This is a genomic window from Pseudoalteromonas sp. SIMBA_162 (assembly GCF_046535955.1).
GTDB classification, from domain to species: Bacteria; Pseudomonadota; Gammaproteobacteria; order Enterobacterales; family Alteromonadaceae; genus Pseudoalteromonas; species Pseudoalteromonas marina.
Window position 1 is genome coordinate 1 of the sequence record NZ_JAWJBQ010000525.1, and the last position, 266, is coordinate 266.

Consider the following 266-nt stretch of genomic DNA (forward strand, 5'->3'; position numbering starts at 1 on the left):
GCGCCCACTGTTTGTTGAGCTTGTACTTGATGATCAGGTTCTGCTCGTAGTCGCGCTTCTTGTTGTCGTAGCGGATGTAGTCGGTGGTGAAGTGGATGTACTGGTATTCGAATGCCCACGGGCCGCTGGGGGTGTAGCCGAGCCAGCCTTCAAGGCGGGTGGTGTTCTGGTTGTCCTTGGCGCGGTCCGCCTTGCTGTGGTCGATCTGGTCGCGGTCGAGGCTGCGTGCGTCGTGGCGCACGCGGGTGGCGACGTACCAGGTGTCG

General features: G+C 61.7%; 1 protein-coding gene. It reads right to left on the reverse strand.

Features of this window, described 5'->3' with window-relative positions:
• Window positions 1-266, reverse strand: a 266-nt coding sequence (locus R0J88_RS20780; RefSeq protein ID WP_410900993.1) for an oligogalacturonate-specific porin KdgM family protein, incomplete at both ends; no start/stop codon positions are given.